Raw genomic sequence first — 16,698 nt, forward strand, 5'->3', positions numbered from 1 at the left:
TCGCTCCGTCCGCTACAGCAGGCCCAGCTGAGTGGCCTTTAATGTAGCCGCTGCGCGCGTCGAACACTCCAGTTTGCGGAAGACACTTTCTACGTGGGTGCGGACCGTGCTCGGGCTGATCGACAGTTTCTGCGCGACCATCTTGTTGCTCGCGCCCAGACTGATCCAACGCAGGATCTCGCGCTCACGCTCCGACAGTAGGCCCGCCGATGCGGCGATGGGCGACTTCGCGATTGCCGCTCGCGGCTTGTTCACGAGCGCGTGCACGACATCGGTGTCGTAACTCCCGGCCGCGGCTTCCTTCATCAACATTTCGCTCGCCACATCGTCCCCACACGCCTCGCGCCACGGACGTGCGGCACGCAGCGCGACGAGCGCCGCCGCTGCGGCCAACACGCGACCCTCGATTGGAATCCCTGCGTGCTTGATCTCGCGGAAGTAGCCCGAGCCATCCGGTCGCTCGTACACGTACGACGCGATCTCGGCTTCACCGGCGAGCGAGCCGATCTGCCGCGCCGCGCGTCCGGTCCAATACGGGACCAGGCGCACCCGCTCCCACGCCGATTCGGCCAGCCGGCCCGGTGTATCCCAGATCATGTTCGGCACTGATGCGCGGCCCATGCCATGGATCAACGCGGCGCGGTACACGCGCTGCTGGCGGGCCGCATCCAGTCCGAGCTGCAACGCGGCCTCACGCGCGAGCTTGGCCACCTGACGCGAATAGCCGGTCATCCACGGCAGCTTCAGATCGATGACGTCGGCAAGCAACTCCAGCGAGGTCGCGCGGCCCGCAAACGCCGCATCGAGCGAACACGGGCCGGCCAGCATCGGATCGTCATCGAGCGCGGCCAGCCAGTCGCGAGCGTGCTTCAGCACCACGCTCGCCAATGCCTGCGGATACAACCCGCCCGCGCGCTCGCCGATGATCCGGCACGCCTGCTCATGCCCATACAAGCGGTTGAAGATGTCGAGATCGCCGGCGAGCGAGGCCATGTACACGGCCGGCGGCACCTGCTCGCCGCGCAGGCCGTCCGGGGCGCCGCTGCCGTCATGGCTTTCGAACAGATGCCGCAGCGCGAACTGCGTCGCTTCGTCCAAACCGAGTTGCGCCGCGATATCGCCGGACACCTCGCAATGGATGCGCGACAGCGAAAGGAATGCGGATTGCTTGCTGCGCGTAGCAGTACGGAAGCTGCTGCCCGCGGATTGGGTGGCGAGTAGCGCCTTGCGTCCGCCGACATCGTCGCCGAACAACTGCGCGAACTCCGGCGCATTCGCGGTACAGCCTGACCAGCGCAGCAATGCGACGGTCGTGGCGCGCGTGCACGTCGCCTGATCCGCACCCGTGGCGTTCGCCAACTGCCCGGCCATCCATGCGGCGCGCGGCGAATGATCGGTCGGCTGGCCCATCGAGAGATCGCCCACGAACGCGAGGGAGCGGATCACATCCAGCAGGGGGACGGCGGAGTCGTCCACGGACGTCGGTACCGGTAGCCAGGGACCGGTAGTCTAGCGACGGGCTTCCCGCCGGGGCCTCGGTCATTCGACCGATGGTGAGCGCGAAGCCGCACGCGCAATCTGCGTCGCACGGTGGATCGCCGATTCCACCGATGAATGTCCGACCCGCCACTCATCGCCCTGGAGAATCCCATGAAACTGAAGTCTCTCGCGTTCGCTGCGGTTGCCGCCCTGTCCCTCGCCACCGCCGCGCATGCCGCCAAGCCTGCCAAGTCCGCCAAGCCTTTGCCGCCGATCAAGAACGTCGTGCTGGTCCATGGCGGCTTCGTCGACGGTTCCGGCTGGCAGAAGGTCTACAACCTGCTGAAGCAGGACGGCTACAACGTCAGCATCGTCCAGAACCCGACCACGACACTCGCGGACGATGTCGCCTTCACCAAGCGTGTGATCGCGCAGCAGGACGGCCCGGTCGTGCTAGTCGGCCACTCCTACGGCGGCGTGGTGATCTCCGAAGCCGGCACCGATCCCAAGGTCGAGCGCCTGGTATACATCGCCGCCTTTGCAGCCGACGCTGGCGAATCGGTGCAGACGCTGATCGCGAATCCGCCTCCGGGCGCCGCGGTTCCGCCGATCCTGCCGCCGCAGGAGGGCTTCCTGTTGCTGGATCGTTCGAAGTTCGCCGCATCGTTTGCGGGTGACGTACCGAGCGAGGAGGCCGAGTTCATGGGCGCGTCGCAGGTGCCGTGGGGCGTGGCAGCCCTCGCCGGAAAGGTCACCGTACCGGCATGGAAGTCGAAGCCGAGCTGGTACCTGGTCGCCACCGACGACCAGATGATCCCGCCGCCGGCGCAGCAGATGATGGCCAAGCGCGCGGGCGCGAGCGTAGTCGAGATTGCCGGCAGCCACGCGATCTATGTGTCCAAGCCGGAAGCCGTCGTGAAGCTGATCGAACAGGCAGCGGAAGGTAAGCGCTGACGCTCGCCTGTTACGCACACCGAATGACGAAAGGCCCCGCGGATCCGCGGGGCCTTTTTGCTGGCTCAATGCACGTGTCGCAACAGGGTCGTTATCGCGACGGAATGGGCGACGCTGTCTCGCAACACTACCGGTTCACAGCGCGCGCACGTACAGCGCCTTGCCTGTGCCTCCCGGCGACACCCGCTCTTCCACCGCGAAATGGCGCGGATGTTGCTTGAGCAGGTCGCTCAACTTCTTCTGTCCGTACAGGCGCGGATCGAAGTTGGGACGGATCTTGTTCAAGTAGCTGCCCATGCTGCCCATGTGCGCCCAGCCCTGTTCGTCCGAGGCTTCCTCGATCGCCTGGCGCAGCAGTTCCAGTGGTAAGGGTTCGGGGCCCTTGGGCTTCGATTCCGGTGTTACGGCCGGTGCCTGCGCTGCCGGGGCGGTCGCTTCGCCCGCCCCCTTCTTTCCCGCGGGCTTGGCCGTCTTGGCCGCCTTCTTGACCGGTGCGGTTGCCGCAGCCGGCTTCTCGGCACGCAGCACTTCGGTGTAGACGAACTTGTCGCAGGCCTGCACGAAGGCATCGGGCGTCTTGCGCTCGCCGAAGCCGTACACGGTCAGCCCTTCCTCGCGCAGGCGCTGCGCCAGGCGGGTGAAGTCGCTGTCGCTCGACACCAGGCAGAAGCCGTCGAAACGCCGCGTGTACATCAGGTCCATCGCGTCGATGATCAGCGAGCTATCGGTCGCGTTCTTGCCGCTGGTGTAGGCGAACTGCTGGACCGGATTGATCGAATGCTTGAGCAGTGCCTTCTTCCACTGCGCCTGCTGGTTGGAGGTGAAGTCGCCGTAGATGCGCTTCACGCTCGCCAGCCCGTACTTCGCCACTTCCGCCAGCAGTCCCTCGATGACCGAAGGCTGGGCGTTGTCGGCGTCGATGAGGACGGCGAGGCGGGACTGGTCATCGTCCTGCGCGGAATTGACTCGGGATTTCATGCGGCTTCCTGGTTGATTGGCCGCTCCCGACACCGTGGTGCCAGGAGACTGCCGCCTAGCCTACGCCAGCCTGCCGCCGACCGAACCATCGGCCTCATGGCCATCGCTACTCAAGCGCCGCAGCAGACGCGACAGGCTGATCACGTCCTGATGGTTGTGCGCGAGCACGCGCCGCAGCGTGTGTGCGCTGCCGCCGCGCAGGTAGGACAGCCACGCGGCGGGGGCTTCGGCGCCGGGCAGATCGTCTTCGCGCACCACGCGCAGCACCTGGCGTTCGATGGTGGCAAGCCGGCAGTTCTCGTACACGCCACGCCAACGTCGGCGTGAGGGATACAGCAGGTCGACATGGGCGAGTCCGGCGAGCGGATTGGTCTGGCGCGCGAGCCGATAACGCGTGGCGAGCAGCGGCGCGTCGTAGCACTTGCCGTTGTAGCTGACGAGCACGGTGTCGGGCGTCAGCCAGTCGCGGAATGCGTCGAGCATCGCGGTCTCGGCCGCCGTCGTGGTGATGGTGAGCTGACGGATACGCAGCGCGCCCTCCTGCCAGTCGGCCGCGCCGATCATGAAGGCACGCGTGCCGGTGCCGCCGGCGAGGCCGGTGGTTTCGGTGTCGAAGAACAGCAGCCTGGTGGGATCGAGCGCGTCGCGGCGGTCGAAGGCGCCGCAGAAGGCTGGTGGCAGCGGTTCGTCGGGGAGATGTGCTTCGACCAGATGCAGGCCGGGGGCGAGGATGCGGCCGGGGACCTCGCGATCGTGTGCGCGTTCGAACAGGGGGCGCTGCGGGGCGCGTACGCGTAGCAGTTGGCGGAGTTGTTCGATTGAGGTGCGCGCCAATGGAGCTGGCGCGCTAGCGCCGGTTGAGAGCGATGAAACTGATATCCCGCCGGCCTGTCGTTTCAGCTGTTGCAGCTTGGTAAGGGTCAACAACATGGATATCCCTCGCCCTGCTTGCTTTGAAACCCCTCGCCCCGCTTGCTTTGAAACCCCTCGCCCCGCTTGCTTTGAAACCCCTCGCCCCGCTTGCGGGGAGAGGGACAGCGTTGCGCAGCAACGCAGGGTGAGGGGACGTGACGTGGCGGGACACTCGAAAGAGCGAAAGTCAAAGGCCGCCCCTCATCCGCCCTTCCCTCCGCGGGCTGTCGCCCGCTCCGACCTTCTCCCCGCTGACGCGGGGAGAAGGACAAGAAGCGCGGGGGAGAGGGACCGCGTTGCGCAGCAACGCAGGGTGAGGGGCCGTGACGTGGCGGCGCGCCAGAAAGAACGAAGGTCAAAAGCGGCCCCTCATCCGGCGCTGCGCGCCACCTTCTCCCCGCTCGCGCGGGGAGAAGGGCAAGAAGTGGAGGTTGCGCTGACAGCGTCGAGCGCCGCCAACACACTCAACGCCAACCCCTTCGGCGACGTCGCCACTTCCTCATGCACCGCGAGCACCGGCCCCACACATGCCGGACACCCGCTCTTGCAATCGCACCGCTCCACCAGCTCGCGCGCCCGTACCACCAGTTCCTGCTGCCGCCGCCACAACGGCTCGCTCTGCCCCACCCCGCCGGGATAGTTGTCGTAGAGGTACACCGTGGGCACGAACCGATCCTGCATCGACGCATCCACCGCACTGCCATCGACGCCGCGCAACTGCCCGCGCCCACGCCCATCCGCGGTCGCGAACCACGCGCCATCGCCGCTGCCGACCGCCTTCTGCAGATCCGTTGCATCCGCCATCACCGCGACCTTCGCCACCACATGCAGCGCATACGCCGCGCCAAGAAAGCCATCCAGCGCGTCCTGCCGCGAGGCAAACCGCAGGTCCAACTCCGGCTGCGGCAACTGCCACCACAACGACGTCGTATGCATCTCCTGATCGGGCAGATTCACCGGTCCATAGCCGATATTCTCGTGCGTGTAGTAACGGATCTTCTTGTAGCCGGCCACGCGCCGGACCACATGCACCTCGCCGTGATGGCAGGTGCCCGCGCCGGCGATGCAACCGTCGAAACGCTCCAGCACCTTCAGCTTGGTGTAGTCGATCGCGTCGGTGTAGTAGTCGACATGCGTGCGCGTCACGTAGGCCTTGCGCCCCTCCCAGTCCAGCCGCTCCACCTGGTAAGGCGTGGACTGCACCATGTGGATCGCGCCCTCGTACAACATCAGTGGCGCGGAAGAGAAGTCGACCTCGGCGATGATCACCTGGCGCCCATCGGTGCGATCGACCACGACGAAGTTGCCATCCGCCACCGAGCGCAGGCTCACCGCGTTGGCCGGATAGCTGTCGGCGATCCATTCCCAGCGTTCGCCTTCGGCATGTACCACGCCGTCTTCGGCGAGCAGCTGCAGATACACCTCCGGATCGACCCCTGAAGGAGCCGCCGGCCCGAAGCGCTCACCCTTGAGGAACGGCAATTCGAACGCCGCGCAGCGGATGTGATCCAACAGGATCACCGGCTGGTCCGGCGCGATGCGCGCCTGTTCCGGCGTGGCCTGCGAAAAGAACTCCGGATGCCGCACCACGTACTGGTCGAGCGGATCGGAACTCGCGACCAGCACGCCCACCGACGCCTGCTGCCGACGACCCGCGCGCCCGAAGCGCTGCCACGTCGCCGCGACCGAGCCCGGATAACCGTTCAGCACCACAACATCGAGCGCGCCGATGTCCACGCCCAGTTCCAGCGCCGAAGTCGAGACGATCCCGTCGATGGTGCCCGCGCGCATCGCGCGTTCGGCTTCGCGCCGCTCGGTCGGCAGATAGCCGCCGCGATACGCGCGGATCCGCGCCGGCTTGCGCGGATCGCTGTCGAAGACGTCCTTCAGATACTTGGTCAGTACTTCGACCATGGTGCGCGATTGCGCGAACACCAGCGTCTTCAGCCCCGCCCTGATCGCCGTGCGCGCGATGCGGTTGCTCTGCGAGCGCGCCGATGCGCGCAGGCCCAGATCCGGATTCACCACCGGCGGATTCCACAGCAGCACATGCTTGTCGCCAGTGGGCGCGCCCGATTCGGTGATCGCATGCACCTCGGCTTCGAGCAGCGCTTCGGCGTGATCCTTGGGATTGCCGATCGTGGCCGAGCACAGGATGAACTGCGGCGACGCCCCGTAGAACGCGCACACCCGCTGCAACCGCCGCAGCACGTTGGCCAGGTGCGAGCCGAACACGCCGCGGTAGCTGTGGATCTCGTCGATGACGACGTACTGCAGCCCTTCGAAGAACTGCGCCCACTTGGTGTGGTGCGGCAGGATGCCCTGGTGGAGCATGTCCGGATTGCTCACGACGATGTCGCCGTTGAGCCGGATCGCCTGGCGCTGGTCGCCCGGCGTATCGCCATCGAACGTCGCCGGCCGCAGGCCGAGCTCGCCGGCCTTGTTGAGCTCCAGCAGCTCCGCCACCTGATCCTGCGCCAAGGCCTTGGTCGGAAACAGATACAGCGCCTTCGCCTGCCGCGTCATCGCACCCGCAACCACCGGCAACGTGTAGCAAAGCGACTTGCCCGATGCCGTGGGCGTGGCGACCACCACATGCCCGCCGCGCTGCACCGCATCCCAGGCTTCGCGCTGGTGCGCATAGAGCTGGGTAACGCCGCGGGCACGCAGCGCGTCGGCGAGTTTCGCGGGGAGTTCCGTGGGCAGCTCCGCGTAGGAACCCGCGCGCCCCGGCAACACGAAGTGGCCGGTGACCCGGTCCAGGTATTTGCCGGACAACCGCGTGGCGAGCGCGCCGCCGTCGGCCTTGGGCGTGGGAAACGGGGGTGGTGCGAACAGACTCAGGGCAGACGACATCGCAGGCTCCAGACGAAGCCTGCGTTTTAGAGGGCGGGTGTCTCAGCGGATGAGATCGGCGTTGTCGCTACGGTGAAACCCCCTTCTCCCCGCGCGCGGGGAGAAGGTGCCCGAAAGGGCGGATGAGGGGCGCCTTTGACCTTTCGCTCCAGCACTACGTCCAGTGGTCATGCCACCGCACACACCCTCCCCCATCCGGGTACTTCACGCCCCCCACTGGCAGCGTGCGTTACTGATTCGTCCTCCGTATTCAGGATGCGAGCCATGCCGCATTGCACCGTCCGCTACAACGTCCACCTCACGCCGAGGGTGGCCGATGTCCCGGAGATGGACGCGGTCGCCATCTTTTACGAGGAACGCGCCCTAGATTCCCACGGCCAACCCGGCAATCTCATCTGGCGCCGACTTACCACCTTCAGTGGCCCCGCCGGTTACGAGCTCAAGCGAATGGTGACCCGCACCCGCGAATGGGAAATGGATGTGGGAGCTCGGATCGGGCCGTTGGTGTGGGATAGCTGAAGCGTTTGAACGCTGAAGCGCATTTGGCATTTCATTGCCGGTTTCCATGAGTGCGGCCTAACGCTGCTACGCGCATGAACGCGCGCGCATCAGCGCGAGTCAGTGCGTAGGAAACGTCGCAACCTGGCGCGAAGACAGACAAATCCCGCGCGTCTAACACCTCACGTAAACCCGTTCAGGAATTTCCCCCGTCCGGGTGATCACGGCACCGCTTACACCGTGGCCTACTCGGCTCTCCCCCGCGCAGGATCTGCCGTCATGCCACATTGCACGGTCCGTTACAGCGTCCGCCTCATTCCGAAGGCGGCCGACGTTCCGGGCATGGACGCCATTGGAATCTTTCGTGAGGAACGCTTTCCCGATGAAGCAGGTGAACCCGGCGACCTGATATCGCGGCACCTCACCACGTTCAGCGGCCCTGCCGGTCCGTCTCTAAAGGAACTGGTGACCCGCAAGATGGAATGGGAGATGGATGTGCGGAGTCGGGTCGGACCGCTCGAGTGGGATGGTTGAAGCGATATCGAGTGCGCTTGGCTATCGAGTGACTGAGCGCTGAGGTCGAGGTCGAGGTCTACGAGACCCCCAACATCGACGCGACGATGGCCGGCATGACCTTCGAGATCCGGCTCAAGGCCTTGTGCTGGATTCCGAGCTGATGTGGAGAACCGCTGATGCTGGTGACCTGCGCCGCGGAAGTTCGCGTCAAAGCCTGACGTCGAGTCTCGATAGCTTCACGACGCATACCCGGATGCCGCGCCCAGCGCGGCATCTGTTCTTCCGCCCGATCGCGGGCACAAAAAAACGGGAAGAGCCTTCCGGCGTCTTCCCGCTTCAATATCTTATCAGCCCGGGGGCTTGCAGCAAGCCCAGTGCCGTAGTGCCCAATCGCCGCCGAAACACTGGACCCGCGCATTGGGAGAAGCTGATGAACCTGTTGTTATCGAACCATCTGAAGACCGGAAGCACCGCCGTCGCAACCTCGCGTCAAGGAGCGTTGCAATGAGCGCGACCGACGCAAATCCGAAGCGCTACTACCACGGCACCCGCGCCGACCTGCAACCGGGCGACCTGATCAAGCCCGGCTTTCCCTCCAACTACGGCTCGCGCAGGGAAGCGCGTTACGTCTATCTGACCGGCACGCTGGACGCAGCGACCTGGGGTGCCGAACTCGCCCAGGGCGAAGGCCGCGGCCGCATCTACGTAGTGGAACCAATGGGCCCGATCGCCGACGACCCCAACCTGACCGACCGCAAATTCCCCGGCAATCCCACGCAGTCGTATCGCACCCGCGAGCCACTGCTGGTCATCGGCGAAGTCGCGGAGTGGGAAGGCCATTCGCCCGAAGCACTCCGGACGATGAGGGAACACCTCGAGATCCTGAAGCAACAAGGCGTCGAGGCGATCGAGGACTGACGCCGGCGCGGCGGATTGTCACGCCGCTAACGGCAAGTACTACAGGCTGACGCGCCCTCCCATCGACAAGCGTCGCGTGAGCGCGCGTCAGCTATTCCATCCCAACTCAGGAGCTGCAAGATGATCCCCAAGAACACGATCTGCCTTTGGTACGACGGCACCGCATTGGACGCCGCGAAGTTCTACGCAGAAACATTCCCGGACAGCAAAGTGGGCGCGGTGCACAGAGCACCGGGCGATTTCCCCTCGGGCAAGCAGGGCGATGTGCTGACGGTCGAGTTCACGGTCATGGGCATTCCGTGTATCGGTTTGAACGGCGGCCCCACGTTCAAGCACAGCGAGGCGTTTTCGTTCCAGGTCGCAACCGACGACCAGGCCGAAACCGACCGCTTGTGGAACGCGATCATCAGCAACGGCGGCCAGGAAAGCGCGTGCGGCTGGTGCAAGGACAAATGGGGCCTGTCCTGGCAGATCTCGCCACGCGTGCTGATCGAAGCGGTGACCGATCCGGATCCCGCAGCATCCAAGCGCGCGTTTAACGCGATGATGGAGATGACCAAGATCGATATTGCGAAGATTGAGGCGGCGCGGCGCGGGTGATCGGCTCCGACGCGCTTACGTCACTTCTGATCGGCAACAGCAAAAGCGCCCCTCACACCCCAAGGGTGCTTCCTTCGGGGCGCCCGGCGCTACGCGCCACCTTCTCCCCGCTAGCGCAGGGAGAAGGGTCACACGATGCAGGCGACGAATAGACATTCCCTCGCCCCGCTTGATTGCTTCCCTCGCCCCGCTTGCGGGGAGAGGGACCGCGTTGCGCAGCAACGCAGGGTGAGGGGCCGTGACATCGCGATGCGCGCTCTGAGCAAGAGCCCCTGCGACTTTCCGGGCGTCCCCTAGCGCGTTCCTCGCGCCTCTATTTGATAGCCCCACCCTATCAAAACGTTTCTCACATTCAATTTCACTTATCCAACTCCGGCGCGTACGTTCTGTTCGCAGCCGCTGAAAACGCGGCGTGCTCGCCTGCAACCGTGCAGCACACGCTCAACCAAGCGCGCCCGCCTACTCCGTGTCGCCCAACCGTTCGTTCCAAGGAGCCTCGCATGAACGTAGAAAGCAAATGCCCCGTATTCCACGGCTCCCGCCGGACGCGCAGCAACGACAACTGGTGGCCGGACCAGCTCAACCTGCGCCTGTTGAACCAGCAATCCGAACTCTCCGATCCGATGGTCGAGGACTTCGACTACGCCGCCGAGTTCAAAACCCTCGACCTCGATGCCGTGGTCAAGGACCTGCGTGCACTGATGACCGATTCGCAGGACTGGTGGCCCGCCGACTACGGTCACTACGGACCGTTCTTCATCCGCATGGCGTGGCATGCCGCGGGCACCTATCGCATCTTCGATGGCCGCGGCGGTGCGCGTTCCGGCGAACAGCGCTTCGCGCCACTCAACAGCTGGCCGGACAACGGCAACCTCGACAAGGCGCGTCGTCTGCTTTGGCCGATCAAGCAGAAGTACGGCCGCAAGCTGTCGTGGGCCGACCTGATGATCCTCGCCGGCAACGTCGCGCTGGACTCGATGGGCTTCAAGACCTTCGGTTTCGGCGGTGGCCGCGAGGACGTCTGGGAACCGCAGCCGATCGACTGGGGTCCCGAATCCACCTGGCTGGGCGATGAGCGCTACAGCGGCGAACGCGAACTTGCCAATCCGTTCGGCGCGGTGCAGATGGGCCTGATCTACGTCAATCCGGAAGGCCCGAATGGCAATCCCGATCCGCTGAAGTCTGCGCGCGACATCCGCGAAACCTTCGCGCGCATGGCGATGAACGATGAAGAGACCGTTGCGCTCACCGCCGGCGGTCACACTTTCGGCAAGGCGCACGGCGCCGGTCCCGCGAGCCACGTCGGCATTGAACCGGAAGGCGCGAACATCGAAGAACTCGGCTTCGGCTGGCGCAACAGTTTCGAAAGCGGCATCGGTGCGCACACGATCACCAGTGGCATCGAAGGCGCGTGGACGCCGACACCGACGAAGTGGGACATGAGCTACTTCGAGACGCTGTTCGGTTACGAGTGGGAGCTGACCAAGAGCCCGGCCGGTGCGCACCAATGGAAACCCAAGGGCGACGCCGGCAACAACGTCCCCGATGCGCACATCCCCGGCAAGACGCATCAGCCGATGATGACCACCGCGGACATGGCGCTGCGCATGGATCCGGCGTACGAGAAGATTTCGCGCGACTACCTCGCCAATCCGGCCAAGTTCGCCGACGCCTTCGCCCGCGCCTGGTTCAAGCTGACCCACCGCGACATGGGACCGAAGGCGCGCTACCTCGGCAAGCTCGTGCCCAACGAAGACCTGATCTGGCAGGACCCCGTGCCGCACGTGGATCATCCGCTGGTCGACGCGAAGGACATCGCCGCGTTGAAGGCGAAGCTGCTCGCTTCGGGTCTGTCGATCACGCAACTGGTCAAGACGGCGTGGGCTTCGGCATCGACCTTCCGCGGCACCGACCTGCGCGGCGGCGCCAACGGCGCCCGCATCCGGCTGGCGCCGCAGAAGGACTGGGCAGCGAACGAGCCGGCGGAACTGGCCAAGGCGCTGACCGCGCTGGAAGCGATCCAGCAGGAATTCAACAGCGCGCAATCCGGCGGCAAGAAGATCTCGCTCGCCGACCTGATCGTGCTGGGCGGCTGCGCCGCGGTCGAAGCCGCAGCGAAGAAGGGCGGTCATGACGTAACGGTGCCGTTCGCGCCGGGTCGCACCGATGCGTCCGCGGCGCAGACCGATGCGAACTCGTTCGAAGTCCTCGAACCCGCCGCGGACGCGTTCCGCAACTACATCCGCCCCGGCTACGAAGACGCCACCGCCGCTGCCCTGGTCGACAAGGCCGCGCTGCTCACGTTGAGCGCACCGGAGATGACAGTACTTGTCGGCGGCCTGCGCGCACTCGGTGCGAACACCGGCGGCACGTCGCACGGCGTCTTTACCCAACGCCCGGGCACGCTGAGCAACGACTTCTTCGTCAACCTGCTCGACATGCGCACCGCGTGGAAGCGCGCGGACAAGGGCAACGGTGTGTTCGAAGGCCGCGACCGCAAGACCGACGCGGTGAAGTGGACCGCCACCATCGCCGACCTGGTGTTCGGCTCGAACGCGCAGCTGCGCGCCTTGTGCGAGGTCTACGCCGCCAGCGACGGCGAAGCCGGCTTCGTGCGCGATTTCGTGGCGGCATGGAACAAGGTGATGAACCTCGACCGGTTCGATCTGGGCGGTCGGGCGCGCTGATTGCCCGCGACAGCGATTGCTCTCCCTCCCGCCACAGCGCTTGCTCTTCTCCCCGCCACAGCGGGGAGAAGATGCCCGAAGGGCAGATGAGGGGCGCTTTTGCTCTGCTTCGACTACAACCGCAACCCACTCTCAAACCGCCGCTCCACCCCACTAACCGGATCCACAAAACCCAACGACCGCGCCAACAACTTCAACGGCCGCCCATAGTCATCCTCCGCGGCAGGCGCCAACTGCGGATACAACCGATCGTCAAGAATCGGCGCCCCCAACGCCGCCATATGCACCCGCAACTGATGCTTGCGTCCGGTGACCGGCTCCAGCGCGTAACGCCACAACTCGCCCACGCGCTCGATGACATCGATGCGCGTCTCGCTGTTAGCCACCCCATCAACCTCGCGCATACGAAAGAACGGCTCACCCGCCTCCAGCCGCGACGCATGAACCAACGGAAACGCCAACCCCGGCAACGCCGGCGCAATCGCCTCGTAACGCTTATGGATGCGACGCTGACGAAACAGTGACTGATACACATCACGCGTGGCCGGATTGGCCGAGAACAACACCAGCCCAGCAGTATCGCGGTCAATGCGATGCAACGGCACCAGATCCGGATTCCCCAATCGCTGCACCAACCGCGCCAACAACGTCTCGCGCACATAGCCACCCGCGGGCGTCACCGGCAGGAAATGCGGCTTGTCCGCCACCACCAGATGCGCATCGACATGCAGCACGTTTTCCTGGAAGGGAATCGCCGCTTCGTCCACGACCTCACGGAAATAACGAATCTCGGCCCCCAACCGATACGGCGCATCGACCGGCAACGGCGCCCCGCTCGCATCCAGCACCATTCCACGCGCGAAGCGATCGACCCACACCTCGCGCGCGATCGCCGGAAAGCGCGCACACAGGCAATCGAGCACCGTGCGCCACGGCCCCGGCGGTAGTTGCAGACGACTGGGCGTCAGGCCGTGCGCGTCACGCATCGGTTTCATGCTTGCGCCGCTCGCCGCTTCGAAGCATCACAGCACCGCATCCGTCAGAGCACTCACCCAACCATTGCGCACCAGCCAGATCACCACGGCCATGTTGACCATCGCGGTGAACCAGAACGCCACCTGGAACGAAGTCTTCACGGTCTTATGCCGGAACTGCTGCTGCGCGATGAGCGCACCGGGCCAGCCGCCCAGCAGATCGATGAAATGCAGCGTGCTCTCCGGCGTGCGCCGCGCGCCCTTTGTCGCGGCCGTCTTGTCCCACCAGTACATCAGGTAGGACGCGCCGCTGAGCACCAAGTATCCGATGCAGACCACGCCCGGGACGATCCCGAGTAACGCGCCAGCCAGAATCACAAGAAATACGATCACGCCCAGCGCCGATCTCGGCAACGGCCTGTGCGGTTCGCGCTTCTCGATTCTCTGCCCCGCAAAGCGCACATTGGTGGCATTGGTACGCCCCCGCGCATCCTTGGAAGGCTCGTATGAAATCAGGTCGCCGTCCACCGGTCGACGTGAGCCGAACTGGAATGCCTTGACGTGAACGAAGGCGCGGCTGCCACCGTCGTGCGGCACGACGAAGCCAAACCCCTTGTCATCGTTCCAGTCGGAAACGCGCCCCACTTGTCGCATGGCTGTGCCCTGGTGAACCTCGACGTCAAAGTATGCCCCGGCCCTACGAACCATCCCACCGCTGGGAAACTGTCCCCCGCACAAACCCGCTTGACCATCAGCACAACGACGCTCAAGATGCGCGCCTTCTTCCACCACCCGGCCAACGGACATGACGCGGAATCCGCTACTGATCATGCTGAACTACCAGCGCGCAAGCGCGGGTCGGGTGCGCCTGCCTTTCGTGATTGGACGCGACGGATCTCACTGATCCTTCCGCGCGATCCACGAAACGAACAAGCACCCGCCCGGGTGCTTTTTTATTGCCCGTGATTTTCTGCTCCCTCCCTTTCGCCGAAGGCGAAGGGGAGGGCTGGGGAGGGGTGCTTTTGTAGTTGCTCTCCCCCGCTTCGCATACGCGAACCAGTGACACCGAACCCATCTTCCACAGCGCATCAAACCCCAAGGAGAACGTGCCATGCACCAGCTCACCGAGACCGAACCCTAGCCGCACGCTCCTCCGCCAACCGGGGTGTGCGGCCCCGCATGTTGGCAACAAGAACTCAACTCATATGGACACCCGCACTCTCCTTTCCCGCTGGCGCAACATCGGCGTTATCGCCCACATCGACGCCGGCAAAACCACGCTCACCGAACGCCTGCTATGGGCCTCCGGCGCGATCCACCGCATCGGCGAAGTGCACGACGGCGCCGCGACCACCGACTTCTCGGACATCGAACGTCGCCGCGGCATCACCATCGGCGCGGCCGCCGTGCGTCTGGACTGGACGCCGCACGGCGAACCGCTGCATCGACTCACGCTCATCGACACCCCTGGCCACATCGACTTCGCGATCGAAGTCGAACGCTCGCTGCGCGTGCTCGACGGCGCGGTCGCGGTCTTCTCGGCCGTCGACGGCGTGCAACCGCAATCCGAAACCGTGTGGCGCCAGGCGCAACGGCACGGCGTGCCGCGCATCGCCTTCGTCAACAAGATGGATCGCCCCGGCGCGGACTTCGCCCGCGTGCTGACGCAGCTGCGCGACAAGCTCGATGCGCAACCGTGGCCGCTCGGCATTCCGCTGGGCAGCGATGGCGCGTTCGACGGCTGGGTCGATCTGGTCCACCGCACCGTAGTGCGCTGGAACGACGCCGGCGAAACGCAACGCACCCCATGGTCTGCGCACGACGTGGCGACGTACGGCCCTGCCCGGCAACAACTGATCGAAGCCGTGGCCGGACACGACGACACCCTCGCCGAGGCCTACATCAACGAGCGCCCGATCGACGACGCGATGCTGCGTGCAGCCCTGCGTCGCGGCGTGCTCGCCGGTGCCGGCGTGCCGGTGCTGGCGGGTTCGGCGATCCGGAACAAGGGCGTCGACACCTTGCTCGACGCGGTTGTGCACTACCTGCCTTCGCCCCTGGATCGTCCGGCAACCCAAGCCGAACGCGACGGTGTGGAGACGCAGCTGGCTGCCGATCCCAACGGCCCGCTCGCGGCGCTGGTGTTCAAGATCGCGCATCAGGCGCACGGACCGGTGACGTATGTGCGCGTGTACTCGGGCACGTTGCGCGTGGGCGATTCGGTGTGGTGCTCACGTCAGGAGCGCGCGCGCCGCGTCGGTCGTCTCGCCATCGTGCAGGCCGACCGCACGCACGACGTCACCCAGGCCGTGGCCGGCGAGATCGTCGCCATCCTCGGTTGGAAGGATGCGGTCAGCGGTGAAACGCTGAGCGCGCCGACCGTGCCGCTGGTGCTCGAAAGCATCCGCGCGCAACCCGCGGTGCTGTCGTGGCGGCTGTCGGCGCAGAACGCGGCCGACCTGATCCGGCTCGGCCAGGGACTGGCTTCGCTGGCGCAGGAAGACCCGTCGTTCCGCGTCGAGTCCGATCCCGATACCGGCGAAACGCTGGTGTGGGGCATGGGCGAGCTGCATCTGGACGTGATGGTCGAGCGCCTGCGCAGCGAGTGGAACGTCGAGGTGCGCACCGGCACACCGCGCGTGGCCTACCAGGAAACGCCGCGCACCGCACTGCACGGCGTGGAAGGCAAGATCGTCAAGCGCAACGGCGGTGTGGGCCAGTACGCCCGCGTGGTGCTGGACATCGCCCCACGCGACGACGGCCTGGTCACGTTCGAAGACCGCACCGTCGGCGGCGTAGTGCCGAAGGCGTTCGTGGCGGCGACCGAAAAGGGCGTGCGCGCGGCGCTGACGGAAGGCCCGCGCGGCCATCCCGTCGTCGGCGTCGCGGTGACCCTAGTGGATGGCGACACCCACGCGGTGGATTCATCCGACCAGGCGTTCCAACGCGCCGCGATGGAAGCGGTCAAAACGGCGCTGGCGCAAGCCGGCACCACGCTGCTGGAACCGGTGATGGCCGTAACCATCGACACGCCCGCGACGCACCTGGGCGATGTCGTCGGCGACGTGCAACGCCGCAACGGCCGCGTGGCGGCGATTGAGGACAAAGGCGTTCGTGCTGACATCCTTGCTCATGCGCCGCTGGCTGCGCTTGAGGGTTACACCACTACCCTGCGGTCGCTTACGCAGGGGCGGGCGCAGGCCAGCGTGGTCTTCCATGGTTATGAGGAAGCGCGCGTGCAATGAATCTCACGTAATGAGCGGAATAGTGGAGGGGCGCCGGAGAACCGGCGCCCTTTTGCACTATTTCCTGACACCGCATACAAA

The 16,698-nt window shown here is 65.5% G+C and carries 13 protein-coding genes; 7 read left to right on the forward strand and 6 right to left on the reverse strand.

The genetic code is table 11. The features are described from left to right. Window positions 1-12: 12 nt before the first annotated feature. Window positions 13-1,476, reverse strand: a complete 1,464-nt coding sequence (locus tag ACYVGK_RS06835; protein WP_460732557.1) for an HD domain-containing phosphohydrolase — start codon at window positions 1,474-1,476, stop codon at window positions 13-15. Window positions 1,477-1,650: 174 nt separating this feature from the next. Between ACYVGK_RS06835 and ACYVGK_RS06840 the strand changes: the two genes are divergently transcribed. Beyond that, complete coding sequence (locus ACYVGK_RS06840; protein WP_460732558.1) at window positions 1,651-2,433, forward strand: alpha/beta fold hydrolase; 783 nt, start codon at window positions 1,651-1,653, stop codon at window positions 2,431-2,433. A gap of 135 nt (window positions 2,434-2,568) precedes the next feature. Here the strand turns inward: ACYVGK_RS06840 and ACYVGK_RS06845 are convergent, their stop codons facing one another. From ACYVGK_RS06845 to ACYVGK_RS06855, 3 genes are all read right to left on the reverse strand, one after another. Next, complete coding sequence (locus tag ACYVGK_RS06845) at window positions 2,569-3,411, reverse strand: NYN domain-containing protein (RefSeq protein WP_460732559.1); 843 nt, start codon at window positions 3,409-3,411, stop codon at window positions 2,569-2,571. A gap of 60 nt (window positions 3,412-3,471) precedes the next feature. Then, window positions 3,472-4,245, reverse strand: coding sequence for a ribonuclease H-like domain-containing protein (locus tag ACYVGK_RS06850; protein WP_460732561.1), 774 nt, complete (start codon window positions 4,243-4,245; stop codon window positions 3,472-3,474). A 447-nt stretch (window positions 4,246-4,692) separates the two neighbouring features. Further along, window positions 4,693-7,179, reverse strand: a complete 2,487-nt coding sequence (locus tag ACYVGK_RS06855) for a DEAD/DEAH box helicase (RefSeq protein ID WP_460732563.1) — start codon at window positions 7,177-7,179, stop codon at window positions 4,693-4,695. Window positions 7,180-7,443: 264 nt separating this feature from the next. On the opposite strand from ACYVGK_RS06855, the gene ACYVGK_RS06860 reads away from it, so the two are divergent. From ACYVGK_RS06860 to katG, 5 genes are all read left to right on the forward strand, one after another. Next, entirely contained in the window at window positions 7,444-7,698 is a 255-nt protein-coding gene (locus ACYVGK_RS06860) for a hypothetical protein (RefSeq protein ID WP_460732565.1), read from the forward strand. Between the two features lie 258 nt (window positions 7,699-7,956). Beyond that, window positions 7,957-8,211, forward strand: coding sequence for a hypothetical protein (locus ACYVGK_RS06865; protein ID WP_460732567.1), 255 nt, complete (start codon window positions 7,957-7,959; stop codon window positions 8,209-8,211). A 486-nt stretch (window positions 8,212-8,697) separates the two neighbouring features. Further along, window positions 8,698-9,111: an NAD(+)--rifampin ADP-ribosyltransferase gene (gene arr / locus ACYVGK_RS06870; protein ID WP_460732569.1), complete on the forward strand. Its 414-nt coding sequence runs from the start codon at window positions 8,698-8,700 to the stop codon at window positions 9,109-9,111. Between the two features lie 120 nt (window positions 9,112-9,231). Continuing rightward, the gene (locus tag ACYVGK_RS06875) at window positions 9,232-9,711 is read left to right on the forward strand and encodes a VOC family protein (protein WP_460732570.1); all 480 of its coding nucleotides are present in this window, start codon (window positions 9,232-9,234) and stop codon (window positions 9,709-9,711) included. Window positions 9,712-10,211: 500 nt separating this feature from the next. Further along, window positions 10,212-12,398, forward strand: a complete 2,187-nt coding sequence (gene katG, locus ACYVGK_RS06880) for a catalase/peroxidase HPI (protein ID WP_460732572.1) — start codon at window positions 10,212-10,214, stop codon at window positions 12,396-12,398. Between the two features lie 113 nt (window positions 12,399-12,511). On the opposite strand, the gene ACYVGK_RS06885 is transcribed toward katG, so the two are convergent. After that, window positions 12,512-13,393 (reverse strand): RluA family pseudouridine synthase, encoded by an 882-nt coding sequence (locus ACYVGK_RS06885; RefSeq protein ID WP_460732574.1) that lies wholly within the window; start codon window positions 13,391-13,393, stop codon window positions 12,512-12,514. A gap of 27 nt (window positions 13,394-13,420) precedes the next feature. Further along, window positions 13,421-14,203: a DUF1294 domain-containing protein gene (locus tag ACYVGK_RS06890; protein ID WP_460732576.1), complete on the reverse strand. Its 783-nt coding sequence runs from the start codon at window positions 14,201-14,203 to the stop codon at window positions 13,421-13,423. A gap of 374 nt (window positions 14,204-14,577) precedes the next feature. On the opposite strand from ACYVGK_RS06890, the gene fusA reads away from it, so the two are divergent. Beyond that, complete coding sequence (gene fusA, locus ACYVGK_RS06895; protein WP_460732578.1) at window positions 14,578-16,617, forward strand: elongation factor G; 2,040 nt, start codon at window positions 14,578-14,580, stop codon at window positions 16,615-16,617. Window positions 16,618-16,698: the final 81 nt, after the last annotated feature.

It is taken from the genome of Lysobacter tyrosinilyticus (assembly GCF_054779815.1).

Excerpts from the sequence above, each read along its gene's own strand:
- ACYVGK_RS06840 (WP_460732558.1), top strand. The coding sequence starts at position 1,651 with ATGAAACTGAAGTCTCTCGCGTTCGCTGCGGTTGCCGCCCTGTCCCTC.
- ACYVGK_RS06845 (WP_460732559.1), bottom strand. The coding sequence starts at position 3,411 with ATGAAATCCCGAGTCAATTCCGCGCAGGACGATGACCAGTCCCGCCTC.
- ACYVGK_RS06855 (WP_460732563.1), bottom strand. The coding sequence starts at position 7,179 with ATGTCGTCTGCCCTGAGTCTGTTCGCACCACCCCCGTTTCCCACGCCC.
- ACYVGK_RS06860 (WP_460732565.1), top strand. The coding sequence starts at position 7,444 with ATGCCGCATTGCACCGTCCGCTACAACGTCCACCTCACGCCGAGGGTG.
- ACYVGK_RS06865 (WP_460732567.1), top strand. The coding sequence starts at position 7,957 with ATGCCACATTGCACGGTCCGTTACAGCGTCCGCCTCATTCCGAAGGCG.
- arr (WP_460732569.1), top strand. The coding sequence starts at position 8,698 with ATGAGCGCGACCGACGCAAATCCGAAGCGCTACTACCACGGCACCCGC.
- ACYVGK_RS06875 (WP_460732570.1), top strand. The coding sequence starts at position 9,232 with ATGATCCCCAAGAACACGATCTGCCTTTGGTACGACGGCACCGCATTG.
- katG (WP_460732572.1), top strand. The coding sequence starts at position 10,212 with ATGAACGTAGAAAGCAAATGCCCCGTATTCCACGGCTCCCGCCGGACG.
- ACYVGK_RS06885 (WP_460732574.1), bottom strand. The coding sequence starts at position 13,393 with ATGAAACCGATGCGTGACGCGCACGGCCTGACGCCCAGTCGTCTGCAA.
- ACYVGK_RS06890 (WP_460732576.1), bottom strand. The coding sequence starts at position 14,203 with ATGATCAGTAGCGGATTCCGCGTCATGTCCGTTGGCCGGGTGGTGGAA.
- fusA (WP_460732578.1), top strand. The coding sequence starts at position 14,578 with ATGGACACCCGCACTCTCCTTTCCCGCTGGCGCAACATCGGCGTTATC.